Consider the following 21785-nt stretch of genomic DNA (forward strand, 5'->3'; position numbering starts at 1 on the left):
CGCAGGAGAAAAGACACTGCCTGATGCCCATAAAAAATGCCCCGTATCGATTGATACGGGGCATTTCTATATTGCTCACACCTGTTTGTGGCGGGCGAAGCGACTTACGCGATCGCGGCGCGGCGTTTACCCATCGCGCGGTCACAGGCGGCAACGAAGACCAGCGTCATGACCGACGGCACCAGCCACGCCAGACCTTGTTCGCTCAGCGGCAATGTCGTCAGTGGCGACGGCATCCAGCCTGCCAGCCCTGCACCCTTGAGCGCATCGACCAGGCCAATGATGAACGACACCAGCATCACCGGGCCGACGATGCGATGTTGTTCATTCCAGAAATCCTTACAGAAGCTCAGCGCCACCAGGACGATGCACGGCGGATAGATCGCCGTCAGTACCGGGATCGAGAACGCAATCAGCTTGGTGAGGCCCAGGTTGGACACCAACAGGGAGAATGCGGCGAGGATGATGACCAGCGTCTTGTAGGACAGTGGCAGCACGCGGCTGAAGTATTCGGCACAGGCACACGTCAGACCGACCGCCGTCACCAGGCACGCCAACGAGATCAGCACCGCGAGGAAACCACTGCCCAGCGAACCAAAGGTGTGTTGAACGTAAGCATGCAACACCGCCGCGCCGTTGGTCGCACCCGCGGCCACTTCATGACTGCCGGAGCCGAGACGGAACAGGCTGACATACACCAGCGCCAGGCCGACGCCGGCAATCAGCCCGGCAATGATCGCGTAACGGGTGATCAACGCAGGCGACTCTACACCGCGGGAGCGAATGGCGTTGACGATGACGATGCCGAACACCAGCGCACCCAGGGTATCCATGGTCAGGTAACCATTGATGAAGCCTTGGGAAAACGGTGCCGCGACATACTCAGGCGTCGCTAAGCCGATATCACCGGCCGGCAGCGCGAACGCGGCAATGCCAAGTGCGGCCAGGGCGATGATCTTCAGCGGCGCGAGGAAACGTCCTACGGTGTCCAGCAAACGGCCCGGGTAGAGCGAGATGAAGAACACCAGCAGGAAATACACCGAGCTGTAGAGGAACAGTGCCAGCGGGCTTTCGCCGGTCAGCGGCGCCAGGCCGACTTCGAACGAAACAGTCGCAGTGCGCGGCGTCGCGAACAACGGGCCAACAGCGAGATAGCACGCCGCGGCCAGTACGCCACCGGCGACCTTGCCGATCGGGCTGCTCAAGGCATCCATGGCGCCGCCCACCTTGGCCAGGGCGACGACTGTGATCACCGGCAGGCCGACCGCAGTGATCAGAAAGCCCAACGCTGCCATCCAGACGTGAGGACCGGACTGTAAACCGACGATAGGCGGGAAGATGATGTTGCCAGCCCCGACAAACAGGGCAAACGTCATAAAACCAAGTGCCAGGATGTCCTGGCCTTTCAACACTTTCATTAAGGAAATACCACACTACTGAATCGGAATTTAGAGAGGGATTTCCCTGAGGTGTGAGGGAAATGCTGTCAGCCCATGTAGGACAGACCCTTTAGCGCGAAGCTTCCTTGTGGGACGCGGACGCAAAAATGGCGGCTAGCCTAACGAATTTGCGCAGAAAACGCACTGTTAGAGGGCGAACATTCCGATCTACGACATCTCTATGTCGCGTTTCTGCATGTTGTCGGTTGCGTGTCTATGTCAGTAATCGCGAGCAGGCCTTCACTGACAGTACAAACCGCGGAAACAACAAAGGCCACCCGAAGGTGGCCTTTGTCTGGTGAAGCGTCAGCTAAGCGCGAGGCTTACTTGACAGCCCAACCGGTCAGCTCGGCCAAGGCCTTGCCGATGTCTGCCAGCGAACGCACGGTTTTAACACCGGCGTCTTGCAGCGCAGCGAATTTCTCGTCTGCAGTGCCTTTGCCGCCAGAGATGATTGCGCCAGCATGGCCCATGCGCTTGCCCGGAGGAGCAGTCACACCTGCGATGTAGGAAACAACCGGCTTGGTCACGTGTGCCTTGATGTAGGCAGCCGCTTCTTCTTCAGCCGAACCGCCGATCTCGCCGATCATCACGATCGCTTCGGTCTTCGGGTCTTCCTGGAACAGCTTCAGGATGTCGATGAAGTTCGAACCCGGGATCGGGTCACCGCCGATGCCGACGCAAGTCGACTGACCGAAACCGGCGTCAGTGGTCTGCTTCACAGCTTCGTAGGTCAGGGTGCCGGAACGGGAAACGATACCGACCTTGCCTGGCAAGTGAATGTGACCTGGCATGATGCCGATCTTACATTCGCCTGGAGTGATCACGCCAGGGCAGTTAGGACCGATCAGGACAATGCCCAGCTCGTCGCACACTACTTTGGCATCCAGCATGTCCAGGGTAGGAATGCCTTCAGTGATGCAAACGATCAGCTTGATGCCGCCGAAAGCTGCTTCCAGGATGGAGTCCTTGCAGAAAGGTGCTGGAACGTAGATCACGCTGGCGGTGGCGCCAGTGGCTGCTACAGCGTCTTTCACGGTGTTGAACACTGGCAGGCCCAGGTGCTCGGTGCCGCCTTTGCCCGGAGTTACGCCACCGACCATCTTGGTGCCGTATTCGATGGCTTGCTGGGTGTGGAAACTACCTTGCGAACCGGTAATACCCTGGCAGATAACTTTGGTGTCTTTATTGATCAGGACGCTCATTATTTGCCCTCCGCAGCTTTAACGACTTGTTGAGCAGCGTCGGTCAGGCTGGTTGCAGCGATGATGTTCAAACCGCTTTCTGCCAGTACTTTAGCGCCCAGTTCAGCGTTGTTGCCTTCAAGGCGAACAACCACCGGGATTTTCACGCCGACTTCTTTCACTGCACCGATGATGCCTTCGGCAATCATGTCGCAACGAACGATGCCGCCGAAGATGTTGACCAGTACTGCAGCGACGTTAGTGTCGGACAGAATGATCTTGAACGCTTCGGTAACGCGTTCTTTGGTAGCACCGCCGCCCACGTCGAGGAAGTTGGCTGGTTTGCCGCCATGCAGGTTGACGATGTCCATGGTGCCCATGGCCAGGCCAGCACCGTTGACCATGCAACCGATGTTGCCTTCCAGCGCTACATAGTTCAGTTCGAACTTGGCAGCGTGCGCTTCGCGCGGATCGTCTTGCGACGGATCGTGGAAAGTCTTCAGCTTAGGCTGACGGTACATGGCGTTGGCGTCGATGTTGATCTTGGCGTCGAGGCAATGCAGATCGCCGTCAGCCTTGATCACCAGCGGGTTCACTTCCAGCAGGGCCAGGTCGTGATCCTTGAACAGCTTGGCCAGACCTACGAAGATCTTGGCGAACTGAGCAACTTGCTTGCCTTCCAGGCCCAGCTGGAATGCCAGCTCGCGACCCTGGAATGGCTGAGCGCCAACCAGTGGATCGATTGTGGCCTTGAGGATTTTCTCAGGGGTGTCGTGAGCGATTTTCTCGATGTCCACGCCACCTTCGGTGGAAGCCATGAACACGATGCGACGGCTCGAACGGTCAACGACAGCGCCCAGGTACAGCTCTTTAGCGATATCAGTGCACGATTCAACCAGGATCTTGGTGACTGGCTGGCCATTTGCGTCAGTCTGGTAAGTCACCAGACGCTTGCCCAGCCACTGCTGTGCGAAGGCCTTGGCGTCTTCTTTGCTGCGAACCAGCTTTACGCCGCCCGCTTTACCGCGACCACCAGCGTGGACCTGGGCTTTGACAACCCACTCGGTGCCGCCGATCTTGTCGCAAGCTTCTGCTGCTGCTTCCGGGGTGTCTACGGCGAAACCCTGGGATACTGGCAGGCCGTATTCAGCGAACAGCTGCTTACCCTGATACTCGTGAAGATTCATGCTTATTACCGTCTTCGTTAGGTACTGCGCATTCGGTGCTGCACTTGTTCAAGTGCCGCACCACCTGTGACTGCTGCTTGCGTAGCCTTTCCGGACAACCGGTGCAGCTACGCAAGGCTGCGTCCAGCGGATATTCCGCGGTGAGTCTTGCATGCAAGGCTCACGACGGGCCATTCCGCCGTGGTTTCTTATTGTCTTAACGCTTCTTGCGGTTGGCGATGTGAATGGCGCCGCCATTCACTGCCAGAGCTGCTTCGTGCAAGGCTTCGGACAGGGTCGGATGGGAGAAAACCATCATGCCCAGGTCTTCAGCGCTGGTGCCGAATTCCATACCGATCGCGCCCTGTTGCACCAGTTCTGCAGCGCTCGGGCCAATCACGTGGACGCCCAATACGCGGTCAGTCTTGGCATCGGCGATGACTTTGACGAAACCACCGGTGTCGTTGGCTGCCATGGCACGGCCGCTGGCTGCGAACGGGAAGGTGCCAACGTTAACTTCAACGCCTTCAGCCTTCAAGGTCTGCTCGGTTTTGCCGACCCATGCGATTTCCGGGTGAGTATAAATAACAGAAGGGATCAGGTCATAGTTGATTTGGGCTTTGTGGCCCTTGATGCGCTCAACCACCATGATGCCTTCTTCGGACGCCTTGTGCGCCAGCATCATGCCGCGAACCACGTCACCGATCGCGTAAACGCCCGGTACGCTGGTCGCGCACTGGTCGTCAACGAATACGAAACCGCGCTCGTCGATATTCACACCGCTGTCGGCAGCCAACAGTTCGGTGGTCACTGGACGGCGACCAACGGCAACGATCAGTTTGTCGAACGTGATGTTCTGTTCGCCGTTGGCATCGGTGTAGTTCACCACGACTTCGTCGCCGTTCACTTTGGAACCGGTAACGCGAGCGCCCAGCTTGATGTCCAGACCTTGTTTGGTCAGGGTTTTGTAGGCTTCTTTGGAAACGACGTCGTCAGCAGCCGGGAGGAATTTCTCCAGCGCTTCGAGAACAACCACTTCAGCGCCCAGGCGCGACCATACCGAACCCAGTTCCAGACCGATCACGCCAGCGCCGATCACGCCCAGACGCTTAGGCACGGATTGGAATTCCAGAGCGCCAGTCGAATCGACGATCACTTTCTGGTCAACCGGAGCGGGTGGAATGTCGATAGGACGCGAGCCCGACGCCAAAATCACGTTCTCGGCTTCGATGATTTCAACGCTGCCGTCTGGCTTGGTCAGCTCGACTTTCTTGCCGGCCAGCAGTTTGCCGTGGCCTTGCAGAGAAGTGACGCCATTCGCCTTGAACAGAGTAGCAACGCCAGAGGTCAGGCCTTTGACGATGTTGGCTTTACGGCCAACCATTGCCGCCACGTCCATGGTCACGCCGGCGTGATTGATACCGTGGATCGCGAACCCTTCTTTGGCTTCCTTGTATTTCCAGGAGCTGTCGAGCAGCGCCTTGGAAGGAATGCAGCCAACGTTCAGGCAAGTACCGCCAAGGGCCAGTTTGCCTTCCCCGTCAGTGTATTTCTCGATGCAGGCAGTCGACAGACCCAGCTGCGCTGCTTTGATGGCAGCCACATAACCGCCAGGGCCCGCGCCAATCACTACTACGTCAAATTTCTGCGACATTCAAAAGTCCTCTTTAAGCGAAAAGCTTCAAGCCAAAAGCTTCAAGCCAAGCTGCCTGTTCCTGCAGCTTGTCACTTGAAGCTTTCAGCTGCTTCTATCAGATATCCAGCAGCAAACGAGCCGGGTCTTCCAGCAGGTTCTTGATGGTAACCAGGAAGGTCACAGCTTCTTTGCCATCGATCAGACGGTGATCGTAGGACAGAGCCAGGTACATCATCGGACGGATAACCACCTGACCGTTGATCGCCATAGGACGCTGCAGAATGTTGTGCATGCCCAGGATAGCCGCTTGCGGCGGGTTGACGATCGGGGTCGACATCATCGAACCGAAGGTACCACCGTTGGTGATGGTGAACGTACCGCCGGTCATCTCGTCCATCGACAGTTTGCCGTCACGCGCCTTTTTGCCGAAAGCGGCGATGCCGCCTTCGATTTCAGCCAGGCTCATCAGTTCGGCGTTACGCAGAACCGGTACAACCAGGCCGCGGTCGCTGGACACTGCAACACCAACGTCGGCATAGCCGTGGTAAACGATGTCGGCGCCGTCGATCGAAGCGTTGACCGCCGGGTAGCGTTTCAGCGCTTCGGTGGCAGCCTTGACGAAGAACGACATGAAGCCCAGGCGTACGCCGTTGTGGGACTTCTCGAACAGGTCCTTGTACTTCGAACGCAGCGCCATGACTTCAGTCATGTCAACTTCGTTGAACGTGGTCAGCATCGCCATGTTCGACTGAGCTTCTACCAGACGCTTGGCGACGGTAGCGCGAACGCGGGTCATAGGAACGCGCTTCTCGATGCGGTCGCCAGCGGCGAACACAGGAGCAGCGGCAGCCGGCGCAGCAGCCTTGGCAGGCGCGGCAGCCGGAGCGGCTTTCTTGGCAGCAACAGCAGCTACCACGTCTTCCTTGGTCACACGACCGCCTTTGCCAGTACCGGCAACGGAAGCGATGTTGATACCGTTTTCTTCAGCCAGCTTGCGAGCAGCCGGTGCAGCAACAGGATCGTCTTCGCCTTCAGCGGCTGGAGCAGCAGCGTGTGCAGCGGCCGGAGCAGCGGCAGCGGCTGGAGCGGCAGCAGCGCCGCCCGCTTCGATGGAGCCCAGGACTTCGTCGGACAGAACGGTGTCGCCTTCGTTCTTGACGATAGCGCCCAGCACGCCGTCGGCGGTGGCCAACACTTCCAGCACAACCTTGTCGGTTTCGATGTCGACAATCAGGTCGTCACGCTTTACAGCGTCGCCTGGTTGTTTGTGCCAGGTGGCAACGGTGCCATCGGCAACCGATTCCGGGAAAGTGGGGGCTTTGATTTCGATAGCCATTATCTGTGGGTCCTTAAATTCGGTTTCAGGTGCGCGAAGGCGTTAAACAGTAAAGGCGTCTTGCAGCAGTTTTTCCTGCTGCTCAGCGTGCATCGATGCATAACCACAAGCAGGTGCAGCAGAAGCATCACGGCCGGCGTACTCGAGTACGAGCGACTTCATGTGATTGCCAACGATGCGGCGCATGTGATGCTGGCTGCAGTACCAGGCACCCTGGTTCATCGGCTCTTCCTGACACCAAACGATATGTTTGAGGTTGGTGTACGGAGCCAGGACTTCGTTCAAGTCGTCCTCAGGGAACGGATACAGCTGCTCGATACGCACGATGGCGATGTCATCACGACCTTCGGCACGGCGTTTTTCCAGCAGGTCGTAATAGACCTTGCCGCTACACAGAACAATGCGCTCGACCTTTTTCGGGTCTTGAACATCGATTTCCGGGATCACGGTCTGGAACGAACCTTCGGCCAGATCTTCGAGGGTCGATACGGCCAGTTTGTGACGCAATAACGACTTCGGAGTCAGCACGATCAACGGCTTGCGCAAGGGACGAATCACCTGACGACGCAGCAAGTGGTAGATCTGCGCAGGCGTAGTCGGTACCGCTACCTGAATGTTGTGCTCGGCGCACAGTTGCAGGTAACGCTCCAGACGAGCCGACGAATGCTCCGGGCCCTGACCTTCATAACCGTGCGGCAGCAGCATGGTCAGACCGCAGAGACGGCCCCACTTGTGCTCGCCACTGGTGATGAACTGGTCGATAACCACCTGGGCACCGTTGGCGAAGTCGCCGAACTGGGCTTCCCAGATCACCAGCGCTTCAGGCGTGGTGGTCGAGTAACCGTATTCGAACGCCAGTACGGCTTCTTCGGACAGGAACGAGTCGTACAGGTCGAAACGTGGCTGGCCCTTGTACAGGTTCTGCAACGGGATGTAGCTGCCCGCGTCTTTCTGATTGTGCAAGACAGCGTGACGGTGCGAGAACGTACCGCGACCGATGTCCTGACCCGTCATGCGGATCGGGTGACCTTCGAACGCCAGGGTCGCGTACGCCATGGTTTCGGCGTAACCCCAGTTGATCGGCAGGCCGCCAACTTGCATTTTCTGACGGTCTTCGTAGATTTTCGAGACCTGGCGCTGGACCACGAAGCCTTCCGGAATTTCCAGCAGCTTGGCGGACAGTTCCTGCAAGGTTTTCAGATCGAAACGCGTGTCGTGACGTGCAGTCCAGGCATGGCCCAGATACGGACGCCAGTCCACGAACAACTCTTTGTTCGGCTCTTTGACCAGGCTTTTTACAACATGCAGACCGTTGTCCAGCGCATTGCGGTATTCGTCGATTTTCGCCTGAACACGCTCTACGTCCAGCACACCGGCCTGGGTCAGGCGATCGGCGTACAGCTCACGGGTGGTGCGCTGCTTGGCGATCTGCTGATACATCAGCGGTTGGGTGCCGCTTGGTTCGTCAGCTTCGTTGTGGCCGCGACGACGGTAGCAGACCAGATCGATCACCACGTCACGCTTGAACTGCATGCGGTAGTCGATGGCGAGCTGGGTCACGAACAATACGGCTTCCGGATCATCACCATTCACATGGAGGATCGGCGCCTGGATCATCTTCGCAACGTCGGTCGCGTACTCGGTGGAACGCGAGTCCAGCGGGTTGCTGATGGTGAAACCAACCTGGTTGTTGATCACGATGTGCACGGTACCGCCGGTCTTGAAACCGCGGGTCTGCGACATCTGGAAGGTTTCCATTACCACGCCCTGACCGGCGAATGCCGCGTCACCGTGGAGGGAGATCGGCAGAACCTTCTCACCGGTAGGATCGTTGCGGCGATCCTGACGGGCGCGAACCGACCCCTCGACCACTGGCGATACGATTTCCAGGTGGGACGGGTTGAACGCCATGGCCAGGTGGACTTCACCGCCGGTGGTCATCACGTTGGACGAGAAGCCCTGGTGATATTTAACGTCACCGGAACCCAGCTCGACCTTCTTCTTGCCTTCGAACTCGTCGAACAACTCGCGCGGGTTCTTGCCGAAGGTATTGACCAGCACGTTCAGACGGCCACGGTGGGCCATGCCGATAACGATTTCCTTGGTGCCGTAGGAACCGGAACGCTGGATCAGCTCGTCGAGCATCGGAATAAGGCTTTCACCACCTTCCAGACCGAAACGCTTGGTGCCCGGGTATTTGGTGCCCAGGTATTTTTCCAGGCCTTCAGCGGCGGTAACGCGCTCAAGCAGATGGCTCTTGATATCGGCAGAGTACGTCGGACGGCCGCGTACGCTTTCCAGACGCTGCTGGAACCACTGGCGCTGCTCGGAATCGGTGATGTGCGTGAATTCAGCGCCGATGGTGCGGCAATATGTCTGCTGCAACGCTTCGTGAATTTCGCGTAGGCTCGCTTCCTCTTTGCCGATGAACAGGTCGCCGGCACGGAAGGTCGTATCAAGATCGGCATTGGTCAAGCCGTAATGATTGATCGACAGGTCTGCAGGTGCAGGACGCTGCCACAGCCCCAGCGGGTCAAGCTGGGCTGCCTGGTGGCCACGCATACGGTAGGCCTGGATCAATCGCAGCACTTCAACTTGCTTCTTCTCGTGCTCACTGCTCACGCTGCCGGCGGAAACCGGTTGTGCGCGGCGCTGGTTCTTTGCCAGCAAGACGAAATGATCGCGAATTGTGGAGTGCGAAACATCGGTGGCAGTGTTGCCGTCAGCAGGCAACTTCTGGAAGTAGGTGCGCCACTCTTCTGGCACAGCGTTAGGGTCGTGCAGGTAGAGCTCGTAGAGCTCTTCCACATAGGCAGCGTTACTACCGGACAGGTAGGCGCTGTTCCACATGCGCTGCATCACGCTTTCTTGCATGCTTGGTCACCCTCGGTTAGGGGAACACCACCGGCGTCGACACCGAGCACACTTGCAGAAGTCCGAATGCAGCGACTAAAACAAGCCACTTAGGATCACGCTGATAGTCCGGGTACCAGCCCGGATGCCCCTGCTTGTCTCATTTCTTCAAAATAAGAGCGGCAGCCTTATGGGCTACTGCTCAGGTTAAAACTACGGCGCCGGTTGAAGCCTGCGCCGTAGCATCTACGGGTACAGCAGCTGAATCACACGCCGCTTTGCAGCAGCATGTTACGTACGTGACCGATGGCCTTAGTCGGGTTCAGGCCTTTCGGGCAGACGTTGACGCAGTTCATGATCCCGCGGCAGCGGAATACGCTGAACGGGTCATCCAGCGAAGCCAGACGCTCGGCAGTCTTGGTGTCGCGGCTGTCTGCCAGGAAGCGGTAAGCTTGCAGCAGAGCAGCTGGACCCAGGAACTTGTCCGGGTTCCACCAGAAGGACGGGCAAGAGGTCGAGCAGCAAGCGCACAGGATGCACTCGTAGAGACCGTCAAGCTTTTCACGCTCTTCCGGAGTCTGCAGACGCTCGATGGCCGGAGCCGGCGTGTCGTTCTGCAGGAATGGCTTCACCTTCTCGTATTGCTTGTAGAAGATGCTCATATCGACGACCAGGTCACGGATAACCGGCAAGCCTGGCAGCGGACGAACGATCAACTTGTTACCTTTTACGACAGAAGACAGCGGCGTCACGCACGCCAGGCCGTTTTTGCCGTTGATGTTCATGCCGTCGGAACCGCAAACACCTTCACGGCAAGAGCGACGATAGGAGAAACCTTCGTCCTGCTCTTTAATCAGGGCCAGCACGTCCAGCACCATCAGGTCTTTACCACCGGTATCGACCTGGAATTCCTGCATGAACGGCGCAGCGTCCTGATCAGGGTTGTAGCGATAAACACTGACTTGCAACATGGCAGCCACCCTTAATAAGTCCGAATCTTAGGTTCAAAAGTCGGAACAGTTTTCGGCGAGAAGTTCACGGCACGCTTGGTCACGCGCTTGTCACCCGGGAAGTACAGGGTGTGGCACAGCCAGTTTTCGTCGTCGCGGTCTTCGAAGTCTTCACGGGCGTGAGCGCCGCGGGACTCTTTGCGGATTTCTGCGGCGATGGCGGTGGCTTCGGCCACTTCCAGCAGGTTTTGCAGTTCAAGGGCTTCGATTCGAGCGGTGTTGAACGCCTGGCTCTTGTCGTTGATCTTGACGTTGGCGATACGGCCACGCAGGTCAGCCAGCTGGGCAATACCCTTCAGCATGTATTCGCCGGTACGGAATACCCCGAAGTAGTTCTGCATGCAGCTTTGCAGTTCTTTGCGCAGGGTAGCGACGTCTTCGCCATCGGTGCGCGAGTTCAGGCCATCGAGACGTGCCAGGGCAGCGTCGATGTCAGACTGGCGAGGACGGGCGTAATCAACGCCTTCTTTCAGGGTCTGCTCAAGGAACAGACCCGCGGCGCGACCGAACACCACCAGGTCGAGCAGCGAGTTGCCGCCCAGACGGTTGGCACCGTGAACCGATACGCAAGCCACTTCGCCTACAGCGAACAGGCCCGGGATGATCTGGTCGACGCCTTCAGCGTCCTGGGTGATTGCCTGACCATGAATGTTGGTCGGCACGCCGCCCATCATATAGTGGCAGGTTGGAACGACCGGAATCGGCGCCACGGCTGGATCGACGTGAGCGAAGGTCTTGGACAGTTCCATGATGCCTGGCAGACGGCTGTGCAGAACTTCTTCACCGAGGTGATCGAGTTTCAGCATGACGTGGTCGCCATCCGGACCGCAACCATTGCCGGCGATGATTTCTTTAACCATCGAACGGGCAACCACGTCACGACCCGCCAGGTCTTTGGCGTTCGGAGCATAACGCTCCATGAAACGCTCGCCGTGCTTGTTGATCAGGTAACCGCCTTCACCGCGGCAACCTTCAGTGACCAGTACACCAGCGCCAGCGATGCCGGTCGGGTGGAACTGCCACATTTCAATGTCTTGTACAGGCACGCCAGCACGCAGAGCCATGCCGACGCCGTCACCGGTGTTGATCAGGGCGTTGGTGGTGGACGAGTAGATACGGCCTGCACCGCCGGTCGCCAATACGGTGGCGTTAGCCCGGACGTAGGAGGTTTCGCCGGTTTCGATGCAGATGACGATCATGCCGACAAAGGCACCGTCTTCGTTCTTCACCAGGTCGACGCCATAGTATTCGTTGAGGAATACGGTGCCGGCTTTCAAGTTGGCCTGGTACAGGGTGTGCAGCAGTGCGTGACCGGTACGGTCGGCAGCGGCGCAGGTACGTGCAGCCTGGCCACCTTTACCGAAGTCTTTCGACTGACCGCCGAACGGACGCTGATAGATGCGACCCTGTTCGGTACGGGAGAACGGCAGCCCCATGTGCTCAAGTTCGAAGACCGCTTCCGGGCCGACGGAACACATGTATTCGATAGCGTCCTGGTCACCGATGTAGTCGGAACCCTTGACGGTATCGTACATGTGCCAGCGCCAGTCATCGTTTGGATCGGCGGACGCGATGGCGCAGGTGATGCCGCCCTGGGCAGATACGGTGTGCGAACGAGTCGGGAAAACCTTGGTGATAACGGCAGTCTTGTGACCGCCCTGTGCCAGCTGCAGCGCAGCGCGCATGCCAGCACCGCCGCCGCCAATAATGATGGCGTCGAACGAAAGCGTATTAACTGTAGTAGACATGAATCAGATACCCCAAAGAATCTGCACACCCCAGACGAAGTAGGCGAACATCGCGACGCCGCATACTGCCTGGAAGAGGAAACGTATCGCAGTCGCGGACTTGCCGAACGCCATTGGCGTCAGATAGTCGGTCGCGATGGTCCACATGCCGACCCAGGCGTGAGCGCCGAGGGCAACGAGAGCCAGGAGACTGAAGATACGCATCCAGTTGCTTGCGAACAGTTCGTGCCATTGGGCGTAGCCGATGCCGGGATGGGCAACGACGTATCCAATCAGGAAAATGAAGTAAGCCGCGAGAACGACCGCAGACACACGTTGTGCCATCCAGTCATAGAGGCCCGAACGCGACAGATTCGTGACGTTAGTTACCATATCCAGACTCCTGCCAGAACGATTACCACCACGGAAACGGCGATAACGATTTTCGAGCCCAGTTTGCCGCCTTCAAGCGACTCGCCGATGCCCATGTCCATGATCAAATGGCGCACACCGGCAACCAGGTGATACAGCAAGGCGGACAGGATGCCCCAAATCACTAGCTTGGCTAGCGGACTGGTCAGACACGCTTTCACCTGAGCGAAGCCTTCTTCCGAGTCGAGCGACTTGTCCAATGCATAAAGCATGATGGCCAGGCTGACAAAGAGGATGACTCCGGAAATTCGGTGAAGAATGGACGTGTAAGCAGTGACTGGGAGTTTGATGGTCCTTAGGTCTAGGTTTACAGGTCGTTGGCTATTCACGGCTTTTTTTCACACTGAAGAGCCCCTAACAATCAGGGCAAAGTTGTTGGGGAGTGCACTGGTCAGGTACCCACCACCCAGGGAGTGCGACCCCCAGTAAAGCAGGCCCAAAAGCCCCTGGCGGTCGGAGGCCGAGTATAGACAGTTAGGCTACTAATGACAACGCGTTCACCTTCCCCTAATAGCGCATTGCACAAGTTGGATAAAAGGCGTAAACGGCAGTCAATTTCGAGGAAAAAGTCCGGTTAAAGCCTTGCTGAGCAAGACTTTAGGCAAATTGACATTCGGATTTATCTCACTATAGTGGTGCGGGCCCTGCGTGGGGGGTCTGTCTGATGATTTCAAGCATAAATAGGAGGCCACATGGCTGACAAAAAAGCGCAGTTGATCATCGAGGGCGCAGCCCCCGTCGAGCTGCCCATTTTAACCGGCACCGTTGGTCCCGATGTTATCGACGTTCGGGGCCTGACGGCCACGGGCCGTTTCACCTTTGACCCTGGTTTCATGTCGACAGCTTCCTGCGAGTCGAAGATCACCTATATCGACGGCGACAACGGCATTCTGCTGCACCGCGGCTACCCGATCGAACAGCTGGCTGAAAAGTCGGACTACCTGGAAACCTGCTATCTGCTGCTCAACGGCGAACTGCCGACGGCAGAACAGAAGGCCCAGTTCGTCAGCACCGTGAAAAACCACACCATGGTTCACGAGCAGCTGAAGACGTTCTTCAACGGTTTCCGTCGCGACGCCCACCCAATGGCCGTCATGTGCGGCGTAGTCGGCGCCCTCTCGGCCTTCTATCACGACTCCCTGGACATCAATAACCCGCAGCATCGCGAAATTTCCGCGATCCGCCTGGTTGCCAAGATGCCGACCCTGGCGGCGATGGTTTACAAGTACTCCATGGGCCAACCCATGATGTACCCGCGCAACGACCTGACGTACGCGGAAAACTTCCTGCACATGATGTTCAACACCCCGTGCGAGATCAAACCGATCAGCCCGGTGCTCGCCAAGGCCATGGACCGGATCTTCATCCTCCATGCCGACCACGAGCAGAACGCATCGACTTCGACCGTACGTCTGGCTGGCTCGTCGGGTGCCAACCCGTTCGCCTGTATCGCCGCTGGCATCGCTGCACTGTGGGGCCCTGCCCACGGCGGCGCGAACGAAGCCGTTCTGACCATGCTGGATGAAATTGGCGATGTCTCGAACATCGACAAGTTCATCGCCAAGGCCAAGGACAAGAACGATCCGTTCAAGCTGATGGGCTTCGGTCACCGGGTTTACAAAAACCGCGACCCACGCGCCACCGTCATGAAGCAGACCTGCGACGAAGTGCTGAAAGAGCTGGGCATCAACAATGATCCGCAACTCGAACTGGCCATGCGCCTGGAAGAGATCGCCCTGACCGACCCGTACTTCATCGAACGCTCGCTGTACCCGAACGTCGACTTCTATTCGGGGATCATCCTCAAGGCGATCGGCATTCCAACCAGCATGTTCACGGTGATCTTCGCTCTGGCGCGGACTGTGGGCTGGATCTCCCACTGGAAAGAAATGCTCTCCAGCCCGTACAAGATTGGCCGTCCGCGCCAGCTGTACACCGGCTACGAGTCGCGCGACATCACCAAGCTGGAAGATCGGCACTAAATCCCAGCCAATAAAAACGGCCTCTTGTTGAGGCCGTTTTTTTTGGCTGGGATTTAGTGAGCTTCAAGCTTCAAGTAATAAGCCTCAAGCAAAAAATACCCCTGCATTTCAGCAGAGGTATTTCTCTTTACGGAGTTGCTTCTAGCTTGAAGCTTGAAGCTTGAAGCTACCTTAATGACTAACCGCCCCACTCGCCCCCAAACCCGTCTGCGAACGAACAAACTGCGGGTAGAACAATGCCCGCTCTTTTTCCGCAGCTGCCGACTTGTCAGTGATCGAGAAGAACCAGATCCCCACAAACGCAATGATCATCGAGAACAGCGCCGGGTATTCATACGGGAAGATCGCCTTCTCGTGATGCAGAATCTGCACCCAGATGGTTGGCCCGAGGACCATCAAGCCAACAGCACTGATCAGACCCAACCAGCCACCAATCATCGCACCGCGCGTGGTCAGCTTCTTCCAGTACATGGAAAGCAGCAGCACCGGGAAGTTACAGCTCGCCGCGATGGAGAACGCCAAGCCCACCATGAATGCGATGTTCTGGCTTTCGAACAGAATGCCCAGACCGATCGCCAGCACCGCCAGGGCAATGGTGGTGATTTTCGAGACGCGAATCTCGTCCTTCTCGTTGGCCTTGCCTTTCTTGATCACACTGGCATACAGGTCATGAGACACCGCCGAAGCACCGGCCAGGGTCAGGCCGGCAACCACTGCCAGGATGGTTGCGAACGCTACCGCCGAGATGAAGCCGAGGAAAATACTGCCACCCACCGCGTTGGCCAGGTGCACCGCCGCCATGTTGTTGCCGCCCAGCAGCGCGCCAGCCGCATCTTTGAACGCCGGGTTGGTGCTGACCAGCAGGATCGCGCCGAAGCCGATGATGAAGGTCAGGATGTAGAAGTAACCAATGAAACCGGTTGCGTACAGCACGCTCTTGCGAGCTTCTTTTGCGTCACTCACGGTGAAGAAGCGCATCAGGATGTGCGGCAGGCCAGCGGTACCAAACATCAGTGCCAGACCCAGTGAGAACGCGGAAACCGGATCTTTTACCAGACCGCCCGGGCTCATGATCGCCTCACCCTTAGGGTGAACCTTGATCGCCTCGGAAAACAGTGCGTTGAAGTCGAAGTTGACGTGCTTCATCACCATCAACGCCATGAACGAGGCACCGGACAGCAATAGCACCGCCTTGATGATCTGCACCCAAGTGGTCGCCAGCATGCCGCCGAACAGCACATACATGCACATCAGGATACCGACGAGGATGACCGCAACGTGGTAGTCGAGACCGAACAGCAGCTGGATCAGCTTGCCGGCACCCACCATTTGCGCGATCAGGTAAAACGCGACCACTACCAGCGAACCGCAGGCAGACAGCGAGCGAATCTGGGCTTGCCCGAGGCGGTAGGACGCCACGTCGGCAAAGGTATATTTACCCAGGTTGCGCAAACGCTCGGCGATCAGGAACAGAATGATCGGCCAGCCCACCAGGAAGCCGATCGAGTAGATCAAGCCATCGTAGCCGGAGGTGAACACCAGGGCGGAAATACCCAGGAAGGACGCCGCGGACATGTAGTCGCCGGCAATCGCCAGACCGTTCTGGAAGCCGGTGATCTTGCCGCCAGCCGCATAGTAGTCGGCTGCCGAGTTGTTTTTCTTCGAGGCCCAGTAGGTGATGTACAACGTTGCGCCAACGAACGCCACAAACATCAGGATCGCGGCGATGTTCAGCGGTTGTTTCTGCACGGCGCCGGTCAGGGCTTCAGCCGCCCAGGCACCGGGTGCAAACGCTGCGATGCTCAACAGAGCCATTAGACGCCGGATCATTGCTGAGCCTCCTTGAGAATCGCATTGTTCAGGTCGTCGAATTCGCCATTGGCGCGTCGTACGTAGATCGCGGTCAGGACGAAGGCCGAAAGAATCAGGCCGACACCGATGGGAATGCCCCAGGTAATCGAAGACTCAGGGCTGATTTTCGCGCCCAGAATATGCGGCCCGTAAGCGATCAAAAGGATGAATCCGGAGTAAAGCCCTAGCATGATCGCCGAAAGAATCCAGGCGAACTTTTCTCGCTTGCTAACCAGCTCCTTGAAGCGCGGGCTGTTTTGAATCGAGAGGTAAATGCTGTCGTTCATTGTTTTTATCCTCGCAGCACAGATTATTGTTGGAACAATAGCCACTGTATGCGGCTGGGGGCCAGGTTCCAGACGACCTTAGTATTAGAACGACATGACAGAATCGCCAATTCCCAGCATAGCCCAACTTCTGCAGGGGCCAGGCTCGCCGGCGAAGGCGTAATCACCATCACCTTCGCTGGCAAACCTGGCGCCTACGGGAAAACAAAAAGCCCCTTGGCCGTTGAGCCAAGGGGCTTTGAGAAGTTCTGACCAAACGTGTCAACTCACATCATTTGATCCAGTCTGCAACGCGCTCAGGGTGCTTGGCGACCCAGTCCTTCGCAGCGGCTTCAGGCTTGGCACCATCCTGAATGGCCAGCATGACTTCGCCAATTTCGTCTTTCGACGCCCACTGGAAGTTCTTCAGGAACTTGGCCACTTCCGGTGCTTTTGTTGCCAGCTCTTTGCTACCGATGCTATTCACGGTTTCAGCCGCGCCATACACGCCTTTCGGGTCGTCCAGGAAGCGCAGTTTCCATTTGGCGAACATCCAGTGCGGCACCCAACCGGTGACGGCAATGGATTCGTTTTTCTTCTCGGCACGGGTCAGTTCGGCAATCATGCCGGCGCCGGAACTGGCCTTGAGTTGATAGCCGGTCAGGTCGTAATCCTTGATTGCCTGATCGGTCTTGAGCATCACTCCCGAACCGGCGTCGATCCCGACGATGCGTTTTTTGAAGCTGTCATCGGTCTTCAGATCGTCAATGGTTTTAGCCTTGACGTACTCCGGCACGATCAGGCCGATTTTCGCGTCCTTGAAGTTCGGGCCGTAGTCGACGACCTGATCCTTGTTCTTGGTCCAGTATTCGCCGTGAGTGACCGGCAGCCAGGCGGAGAGCATGGCGTCGAGTTTGCCAGTGGCCACACCCTGCCACATGATCCCGGTCGCGACGGCTTGCAGCTTCACGTCATAACCCAGCTTCTGCTTGATCACTTCGGCGGCCACGTGGGTGGTCGCGACGCTGTCGGACCAGCCGTCAACGTAACCGATGCTCAGGGTTTTGCTCTCGGCGCTGGCCATCGTGGAACCCATCGCAAGCACCAGAGCGGCACCTGCGCCTAAAAGTCGTCGCATCTTCATCGTTACTTCCCCGAAAGTGCTGCGCCCGGCGGATGCCGAGTCGCGTCAACGTATTGTTTTGGTGCTCAGCGCCCCCACCACGCCTCACCGCAAACTCGTTCGATCATCAGCGCGATTTATCAACGGGGCAACTGACGCTTCGATAATCAACCTGACGCCAACCGGAACCTGTGCTGTCAGCGACCTCAAGGCACCGAGAAACGACATCAGAACGCCATTAACTGCGACCACCTCAAACAGCTCCGCCAATCCGCCCGAACTTTGCATGTCAAAATCGTGCCGGCCACCAAGCGCGGGGCAAATGCAGGTAACATGCGCGCCTTTGCTTCTAGACGGCCTGATCATGCCCGCGACATCGCGCTTTCCTTTTTTTGCTTATTTATTCGCCTGCCTGCTGGGGCTATTTGCCCTTGGCGGTTTCTGGTACGGCCTCGGCAAACCGGTAATTCTCGCGGACGTGGCCAACGCAACGCATAAACCCAAGTTGCAGTGCGCCTCCTACACCCCGTTCGACAAAGACCAGTCGCCGTTCGATCAGCCGTTCAAGTTGCGCCCCGAGCGTATGGACGCCGACCTCGCGCTGCTGGCCACCCGCTTCAAATGCATTCGCACTTACTCCATGACCGGCCTCGAAGCACTGCCCGAGCTGGCGCGCAAACATGGCTTGAAGCTGATGATCGGCGCCTGGGTCAACAGCAACCCGGTGGACACCGACAAAGAAGTCGACATGCTGATCGCCTCGGCCAACGCCAACCCGGACGTGGTGACTGCGGTGATCGTCGGCAACGAGTCGCTGCTGCGCAAAGAAGTCACTGGCGCGCAGTTGGCCAAGCTGATCACCAAGGTTAAAAGTCAGGTCAAGCAGCCTGTCACTTATGCCGACGTCTGGGAGTTCTGGCTCAAGCACCCGGAAATCGCTCCGGCGGTGGACTTCCTGACCATCCATTTGCTGCCGTATTGGGAAGATGACCCGTCGAACATCGACGCTGCGCTGCAGCACGTTCGCGACGTGCGTCAGGTGTTCGGCAACAAATTTGCGCCCAAGGACGTGATGATTGGCGAGACCGGCTGGCCGAGCGAAGGCCGTCAGCGCGAAACCGCGTTGCCGAGCCGGGTCAATGAAGCCAAGTTCATTCGCGCCTTTGTGATCATGGCCGAGCAGGAAGGCTGGCACTACAACCTGATCGAAGCCTTCGACCAACCGTGGAAACGTGCCAGCGAAGGGGCAGTCGGTGGTTACTGGGGCCTGTTTGATGCGGACCGTCAGGACAAGGGCGTGCTGGCCGGGCCGGTGTCGAATGTGCCGTATTGGGCGCAATGGCTGGCAGTCGGCGGGGTGATTTTCCTCGGCACCCTGATGCTTGGCGGACGCGTGCGCACCACCCGCTCGGCGCTGGTGCTGCCGCTGCTCGGCGCTTTGGCGGCGTGTTCGATTGGCGCCTGGGGTGATCTGGCGCGCGTGACCACCCGGTTTGCCAGTGAATGGTTGTGGGTCGCCTTGCTGACGGGGCTGAACCTGCTGGTGCTGGCGCATGCCGCGCTGACGCTGAGCGATCGGACCGGATGGCGTGAACGAGCCTTCAATGTACTCGAGCGACGGGCGGGTGGGTTGCTGGCGGTCGCTGGCTTCGCGGCCGCAGTGATGATGCTGGAACTGGTGTTCGACCCGCGCTATCGCAGCTTTCCGAGTGTCGCGTTCATTCTTCCAGCACTGGTTTACCTGTGCCGCCCGGTCATTGTGCCGCGTCGTGAAATCGCGCTGCTGACCTTCATCATCGGCGCCGGCATTGCGCCGCAGCTGTTCCGTGAAGGATGGCAGAACCAGCAAGCCTGGGGTTGGGCGCTGGTGTGCGGGTTGATGGTGGCGGCGTTGTGGCGCAGTTTGCGGGTTCGCACGCCACTAGCGTAATAACTGATCCGCATGATCGAAGCCTGAATCGGGAGGCTTCGATCCATCAGGAACGGGTATTTCGAATTATATCTCGCGCCACTGGCCCCCAATCGGGATATTTCTTTTTGTAGATCTCTGTCGCAACCATCAACGTTCCTTCTGCTAGCTGTAAACGCTCCAGAACCTCAGGCTGTTGCGAATGGAGATAATGCTTTTGCACTTCAGGAAAGTCCTGATACCCGCGTTGTGCAAACAACGCGTCCTCACTGAACCCCTTAGATTGGGCATACCTGGGGATTGGCGGTGGCTGATCTGCGTCCCTGACCATTTTGAATTCATCACCGATCTTCCGGAGTTCTACAAGATCAAAAGACTCGTCAATTAGCTTATTTACCGGGCTGCGGTGGCGAGGTGGCGTCGGCGCGTTGGTAAAAATGCTCGTTAGATTTTTTTTCGCTGCACGCAATCCCTTGCCTGCCTGTTGTAGCGCTGATACAGGCGCGGAAGTAAGCCGAGCAATTCCACGGGCAAGCATCGCAAACTGTCCCGTCGGATCCACACGATTTATCGGATCACGCCCGCAATATGCATACGCATGCTTTTCACCCTTCCCGAACGGACTCAATCGGTCCTGGCTATAGAACTGCATCAACACGGGGCTAAACGCACGATGCCCCTTCCCGAGCATATAGAGCCCGGTCACCGAGTCCCGCCGCTCCCCATTGAAACCAAGCAGGCTGATCAAACCTCTCTCAGGGGATTGATGGCCATAAGCGGAATAAGCAGTGTGCTGGTGCTGACCTCCCACCACCGAATGCAAAACCGAACCTTGAAAATCGGTAGCCTGTAGCGCGCATTCCACCGTGCCCGCCTCGCGCTGTTGTTGAGCCAGTACCTGGGATTCATGCTCAAAGAAGGAATATTGCTTTTGCCCGTGTATTTCAGTGGCCAGTCGATCATTTCGGTAAAAGCATTGAACACCGGGCTGACCCGGCGACGCGAATCCATTCAGGCGATCCAATGGATCGTAGTGATAGTGGCGAAGGATGATTTCTCGCTTATTTGCCATGGCGTCGCTCCGCTTCCTGTCCAAGTACCGGGACGTCTAGATTCGGAGTTATCGGCGCGCCCGTCTACTATCAGAACTGCTAGGCCACGGAGTGAAAATGGCTGCTTGGTCTTCAGCGTGGCTACTGGCCTCTCCGCGGGCAAGCCCGCCCCCACGGGGTTATGCGGCGAACACAGGATTTGTGTAATCCCTGTAGGAGCGAGGCTTGCCCGCGAAGACTGACTATCAGGCGCTACGAGAGGCCCGGACCAGGCGCAGCGCAGCAATTACCACCGCAAACACCGCCATGGTGGTGTTGTACAACGCCAGCGCCGGAAATCCGAACACCAGCGCCAGCACCGCCAGCCACCACCCTGCCCGCCCCGGCAGCACGAAGCCAATCACGGCCGACGCCAACGCTGCCCAGCCCAACACCTGGAAATGAATCATCAGCCCCAGGTTCGAACGGAACTGGCATTCCCAGCGACTTGCGTCGTCCACACAGAGGCCGACCCACTGCGCGTCCTCCATGAAGCCATAACGCGCGCCATAACTGGCGGCCAGCCATAGAGGCAGCAAAACAAGCAGCAAAATCACGGGCAGGCAGCGGGACATGAAGCACTCCAATAGACGAAAACGGCGGCCAGCTTAATCTCCCGACAGCCTTACGCAAGCGTTAACAACAGTTAACTGGGCAGTCAATCACCGCAAAGTGTATCGTCCAGCTACTATTACTCCGAAATTAGGCCTGATTGGTGCCGATCCATGGCACTTTGGCGGACACCCGGTGGTCATAGCCTGCGAACTTCATTCGGCACCT

At 57.8% G+C, this 21785-nt stretch carries 17 protein-coding genes; 2 read left to right on the plus strand and 15 right to left on the minus strand.

Annotated features, from left to right (window positions below; all coding sequences use genetic code 11):
* Nucleotides 1-104 precede the first annotated feature (104 nt).
* From brnQ to sdhC, 10 genes are all read right to left on the minus strand, one after another.
* Nucleotides 105-1418, minus strand: a complete 1314-nt coding sequence (gene brnQ, locus ACYZT4_RS12955; protein WP_461988299.1) for a branched-chain amino acid transport system II carrier protein — start codon at nucleotides 1416-1418, stop codon at nucleotides 105-107.
* Between the two features lie 344 nt (nucleotides 1419-1762).
* Nucleotides 1763-2644, minus strand: coding sequence for a succinate--CoA ligase subunit alpha (sucD, locus tag ACYZT4_RS12960; RefSeq protein WP_128608023.1), 882 nt, complete (start codon nucleotides 2642-2644; stop codon nucleotides 1763-1765).
* A complete protein-coding gene (sucC, locus tag ACYZT4_RS12965; protein WP_008148602.1) occupies nucleotides 2644-3810 on the minus strand; it encodes an ADP-forming succinate--CoA ligase subunit beta in 1167 nt (388 codons plus the stop codon). Before sucC ends, sucD begins: the two co-directional genes overlap by 1 nt.
* Nucleotides 3811-4006: 196 nt before the next feature.
* Complete coding sequence (lpdA, locus tag ACYZT4_RS12970; protein ID WP_461988301.1) at nucleotides 4007-5443, minus strand: dihydrolipoyl dehydrogenase; 1437 nt, start codon at nucleotides 5441-5443, stop codon at nucleotides 4007-4009.
* Between the two features lie 97 nt (nucleotides 5444-5540).
* Nucleotides 5541-6761, minus strand: coding sequence for a 2-oxoglutarate dehydrogenase complex dihydrolipoyllysine-residue succinyltransferase (gene odhB, locus ACYZT4_RS12975; protein ID WP_461988303.1), 1221 nt, complete (start codon nucleotides 6759-6761; stop codon nucleotides 5541-5543).
* Between the two features lie 42 nt (nucleotides 6762-6803).
* Entirely contained in the window at nucleotides 6804-9635 is a 2832-nt protein-coding gene (locus ACYZT4_RS12980; RefSeq protein ID WP_461988305.1) for a 2-oxoglutarate dehydrogenase E1 component, read from the minus strand.
* A 245-nt stretch (nucleotides 9636-9880) separates the two neighbouring features.
* A complete protein-coding gene (locus ACYZT4_RS12985; protein ID WP_157711726.1) occupies nucleotides 9881-10585 on the minus strand; it encodes a succinate dehydrogenase iron-sulfur subunit in 705 nt (234 codons plus the stop codon).
* 11 nt (nucleotides 10586-10596) lie between these two features.
* Nucleotides 10597-12372, minus strand: a complete 1776-nt coding sequence (sdhA, locus tag ACYZT4_RS12990) for a succinate dehydrogenase flavoprotein subunit (RefSeq protein ID WP_461988307.1) — start codon at nucleotides 12370-12372, stop codon at nucleotides 10597-10599.
* Nucleotides 12373-12375: 3 nt separating this feature from the next.
* Nucleotides 12376-12744 carry a succinate dehydrogenase, hydrophobic membrane anchor protein gene (gene sdhD, locus ACYZT4_RS12995; RefSeq protein WP_027922414.1) on the minus strand — a complete coding sequence of 123 codons (369 nt, stop codon included), beginning with the start codon at nucleotides 12742-12744 and terminating at the stop codon, nucleotides 12376-12378.
* A complete protein-coding gene (gene sdhC, locus ACYZT4_RS13000; RefSeq protein ID WP_461988309.1) occupies nucleotides 12738-13112 on the minus strand; it encodes a succinate dehydrogenase, cytochrome b556 subunit in 375 nt (124 codons plus the stop codon). The genes sdhD and sdhC overlap by 7 nt, the downstream gene beginning before the upstream one ends.
* A 363-nt stretch (nucleotides 13113-13475) precedes the next feature.
* Here sdhC and gltA point away from each other — a divergent pair, with 363 nt between their 5' ends.
* Nucleotides 13476-14765 (plus strand): citrate synthase, encoded by a 1290-nt coding sequence (gene gltA, locus ACYZT4_RS13005; protein WP_373346799.1) that lies wholly within the window; start codon nucleotides 13476-13478, stop codon nucleotides 14763-14765.
* A 171-nt stretch (nucleotides 14766-14936) separates the two neighbouring features.
* On the opposite strand, the gene ACYZT4_RS13010 is transcribed toward gltA, so the two are convergent.
* From ACYZT4_RS13010 to ACYZT4_RS13020, 3 genes are all read right to left on the minus strand, one after another.
* On the minus strand, nucleotides 14937-16595 hold the full coding sequence (locus ACYZT4_RS13010; protein WP_461988311.1) for a cation acetate symporter: 1659 nt from the start codon (nucleotides 16593-16595) through the stop codon (nucleotides 14937-14939).
* Nucleotides 16592-16903, minus strand: a complete 312-nt coding sequence (locus ACYZT4_RS13015) for a DUF485 domain-containing protein (RefSeq protein WP_095127733.1) — start codon at nucleotides 16901-16903, stop codon at nucleotides 16592-16594. The genes ACYZT4_RS13010 and ACYZT4_RS13015 overlap by 4 nt, the downstream gene beginning before the upstream one ends.
* A gap of 271 nt (nucleotides 16904-17174) precedes the next feature.
* Complete coding sequence (locus ACYZT4_RS13020; protein ID WP_461988313.1) at nucleotides 17175-18026, minus strand: glycine betaine ABC transporter substrate-binding protein; 852 nt, start codon at nucleotides 18024-18026, stop codon at nucleotides 17175-17177.
* A 301-nt stretch (nucleotides 18027-18327) separates the two neighbouring features.
* Between ACYZT4_RS13020 and ACYZT4_RS13025 the strand changes: the two genes are divergently transcribed.
* Nucleotides 18328-19935 (plus strand): glycoside hydrolase family 17 protein, encoded by a 1608-nt coding sequence (locus ACYZT4_RS13025; protein ID WP_461988314.1) that lies wholly within the window; start codon nucleotides 18328-18330, stop codon nucleotides 19933-19935.
* 46 nt (nucleotides 19936-19981) lie between these two features.
* Here the strand turns inward: ACYZT4_RS13025 and ACYZT4_RS13030 are convergent, their stop codons facing one another.
* Together ACYZT4_RS13030 and ACYZT4_RS13035 are read right to left on the minus strand one after the other, a co-directional pair.
* On the minus strand, nucleotides 19982-20986 hold the full coding sequence (locus tag ACYZT4_RS13030; protein WP_461988315.1) for an RHS repeat-associated core domain-containing protein: 1005 nt from the start codon (nucleotides 20984-20986) through the stop codon (nucleotides 19982-19984).
* 225 nt (nucleotides 20987-21211) lie between these two features.
* The gene (locus ACYZT4_RS13035) at nucleotides 21212-21580 is read right to left on the minus strand and encodes a hypothetical protein (RefSeq protein WP_461988317.1); all 369 of its coding nucleotides are present in this window, start codon (nucleotides 21578-21580) and stop codon (nucleotides 21212-21214) included.
* Nucleotides 21581-21785 lie beyond the last annotated feature (205 nt).

The organism is Pseudomonas sp. GB2N2 (genome assembly GCF_054897705.1).

Bases quoted from the DNA above. Each gene is read 5' to 3' on its own strand.
- lpdA (WP_461988301.1), bottom strand. From the start codon at position 5,443: ATGTCGCAGAAATTTGACGTAGTAGTGATTGGCGCGGGCCCTGGCGGT.
- brnQ (WP_461988299.1), bottom strand. From the start codon at position 1,418: ATGAAAGTGTTGAAAGGCCAGGACATCCTGGCACTTGGTTTTATGACG.
- sdhA (WP_461988307.1), bottom strand. From the start codon at position 12,372: ATGTCTACTACAGTTAATACGCTTTCGTTCGACGCCATCATTATTGGC.
- ACYZT4_RS12985 (WP_157711726.1), bottom strand. From the start codon at position 10,585: ATGTTGCAAGTCAGTGTTTATCGCTACAACCCTGATCAGGACGCTGCG.
- ACYZT4_RS13025 (WP_461988314.1), top strand. From the start codon at position 18,328: ATGCAGGTAACATGCGCGCCTTTGCTTCTAGACGGCCTGATCATGCCC.
- sdhD (WP_027922414.1), bottom strand. From the start codon at position 12,744: ATGGTAACTAACGTCACGAATCTGTCGCGTTCGGGCCTCTATGACTGG.
- ACYZT4_RS12980 (WP_461988305.1), bottom strand. From the start codon at position 9,635: ATGCAAGAAAGCGTGATGCAGCGCATGTGGAACAGCGCCTACCTGTCC.
- ACYZT4_RS13020 (WP_461988313.1), bottom strand. From the start codon at position 18,026: ATGAAGATGCGACGACTTTTAGGCGCAGGTGCCGCTCTGGTGCTTGCG.
- gltA (WP_373346799.1), top strand. From the start codon at position 13,476: ATGGCTGACAAAAAAGCGCAGTTGATCATCGAGGGCGCAGCCCCCGTC.
- ACYZT4_RS13010 (WP_461988311.1), bottom strand. From the start codon at position 16,595: ATGATCCGGCGTCTAATGGCTCTGTTGAGCATCGCAGCGTTTGCACCC.
- sucC (WP_008148602.1), bottom strand. From the start codon at position 3,810: ATGAATCTTCACGAGTATCAGGGTAAGCAGCTGTTCGCTGAATACGGC.
- ACYZT4_RS13015 (WP_095127733.1), bottom strand. From the start codon at position 16,903: ATGAACGACAGCATTTACCTCTCGATTCAAAACAGCCCGCGCTTCAAG.
- sucD (WP_128608023.1), bottom strand. From the start codon at position 2,644: ATGAGCGTCCTGATCAATAAAGACACCAAAGTTATCTGCCAGGGTATT.
- ACYZT4_RS13030 (WP_461988315.1), bottom strand. From the start codon at position 20,986: ATGGCAAATAAGCGAGAAATCATCCTTCGCCACTATCACTACGATCCA.
- odhB (WP_461988303.1), bottom strand. From the start codon at position 6,761: ATGGCTATCGAAATCAAAGCCCCCACTTTCCCGGAATCGGTTGCCGAT.
- ACYZT4_RS13035 (WP_461988317.1), bottom strand. From the start codon at position 21,580: ATGTCCCGCTGCCTGCCCGTGATTTTGCTGCTTGTTTTGCTGCCTCTA.